Source organism: Nonomuraea cypriaca, from assembly GCF_015645445.1.
In the GTDB taxonomy this organism is placed as follows: domain Bacteria; phylum Actinomycetota; class Actinomycetes; order Streptosporangiales; family Streptosporangiaceae; genus Nonomuraea; species Nonomuraea cypriaca.
This window is the reverse complement of sequence record NZ_JADOGI010000474.1, coordinates 1-2,186: the sequence shown is the minus strand read 5'-3', so window position 1 is coordinate 2,186 and position 2,186 is coordinate 1. Positions and strand designations below refer to the sequence as shown.

Here is a 2,186-nt window from a genome sequence, read left to right as displayed (position 1 = left end):
GTTGAGTCGGCCTGGGGCGCGGTGCCGGGATTGCTCTCGGTCCGTTTCCCCAGGCCGCTCGCCGAACCCGCCGTGCCGATCTCTCGGCAACGGGCTCTCCACGATCTCTGTCGTCAGGCGGGGTTCGCAGGAGGCCATGGGCAGGGGATCTTGTTGCCTCGGTAAGCGTAACGGGTGACCGTCATGCGCTTGCTGAGGCTGAAATACTCGACCCCGCCTGCGGCTATCACCCACCGGCCGGAGCCGTCTTTCAGGTGACGGCGCAGTTGCCCCCAGTTCCAGCCGTGTCTGGCCCGCAACATATGGACGAGCCTCCACCAGGTGAAGGTATCCAGTTTGTCGAAGGTCCACTTGGCCACGGCGTGTTTGAAATAGTTGGCCCATCCGCGCATGATCGAAGCGAGTCGTTTCAGCACGGAGGCGAAGTCCTGCTGCGATGTCTTGTGAGTCAAGGTACGGATCTTCGCCCTCACCGACCGTTTGGCCCGGTCGGCGATGAAGGTGTAGACGTACCACTTGTTCGAGCCCCTCTTGCGTTTCCACCGGATGCGGAAGCCAAGGAAATCGAACCCGTCGCTCATGTGGACCACCTGGGTTTTGGCTGGTGACAGCCGTAACCCAAGAGGTTCCAGCACGCCGGCGACGTCCTCGCGCAACGCCTGGGTATCGGCCTGCGAGCCGTGCACCAAGATGACGAAGTCATCGCAGTAACGCACGATCCGCCAGGTAGGCCGTCCCCGCGAGCGCCGGTAGGCGCGCTTGCCCGAGGTCGACATCGGCCCGTCGTTCTTCCACGGAGCCATCACATGCTCGTCGAGCACGCTCAGCACCACGTTGAAGATCAGTGGGGACAGGATGCCGCCCTGCGGCGTACCGGTGTTGGAGTTCCGACGTTCGCCGAGTTCGGTGAGTATCCCGGCCTTGAGGAACGCCTTGACCAGCACCAGGACGCGCTTATCCTTCACCCGTAGCCGCACCCGATCCATGATCGCCGTGTGCGAAACGTTGTCGAAGGCCGCTTCGATGTCCGCATCCAGTACCCAGCGATAGCCGCGGGTGCCGAAGTGGTGAATCTCCGCGATCGCGTCGTGGGGCCGCCGCCGGGGCCGGAACCCGTAGGAGACCGGCAGGAAATCGGCCTCGAAGAGGGGTTCCAGCACCAGTTTGAGCGCCGCCTGGACGACCCGGTCCGCGATCCGCGGTATGCCCAGCGCGCGAACCTTGCCCGATCCACCCGGCTTGGGGATCTTGCGTTCCCGCACCGGAAGCGGCCGGAACATGCCCGTCTTGAGCTGGGCCCGCAGGTCGTCCAGAAACCCCGGGACGCCGACTTCCTCCTCAACGTGTGCGACCGTCAGGCCGTCCACGCCGGGAGTATTGGCTCCCCGGTTGCCCGCGACCCGGTCAAACGCCACCAACAGCGTCGCCGGGTCGTGCACGAGATTGAACAAGTCATCGAACCGGCGGCCGGGGTCGGCCACCGCCCAACGGTGAAGCTTGGCCTGCATCTCCGATACCCTCCGGCGCGGCCCCCTCTCGTTGTCGGGGATCTGCTCCGGCCAGGCGTCCCCATTCGGGGGCGCATCTTTCGGCATTACAGTCTCCAGTCCTTCTCGAAACCGCTGCCGCCCTTCCCCATGTGCACGGGCTCTCCCCGGCTCGGAGTACTACGGCGGCTCCGCCCCGCCCCGGACCGATCAGCGGTCGATGCGCTCAGCCCGGCCACCCCGCTGGAGGCGGAGCACCTGGCGAGACCCGGAACGGTTCCCGTGTTCACTGTGAGTCACTCGACGGAGGAGGAGCCCGACTATGCCCCTGCGGCCTCGCTGTGAGTACGCCGCAGACCTTCCTCACAGCCTCCCCAGCGGCTCATACATACCGCCATAAGAGTTCCCCGCCCGTGATGAGGGGCGGGTGCGCACCGCTTCCAGCCCATATCCACCAGGTTCGAGCTGGCGCCTGATCAAGGGGGTGTCACACGCCGGTTCCTCGCGTACTCCTTTCCGTCTCGCTAGCCGGACCCGGACCATCTGGTAGTACTGACCCGTCCCGGCGTTGTCAGGGCTGCTCCCACCCTCCCCGGCACCACCCGGATCAGGCTGCCCTCAGCTCCGCCTCCCTGCTGCGACAGGGTCAGCGGTGAAGGTCTTTCACCTCCACTCAACTCACAGCGCCTCACGGCGCAC

The 2,186-nt window shown here is 65.6% G+C and carries 1 protein-coding gene; it reads right to left on the bottom strand.

Translation table 11 applies throughout. The features are described 5' to 3' along the window. Positions 1 to 113: 113 nt before the first annotated feature. Positions 114 to 1,508, bottom strand: a complete 1,395-nt coding sequence (gene ltrA, locus ITP53_RS54940) for a group II intron reverse transcriptase/maturase (RefSeq protein ID WP_207757755.1) — start codon at positions 1,506 to 1,508, stop codon at positions 114 to 116. Positions 1,509 to 2,186 lie beyond the last annotated feature (678 nt).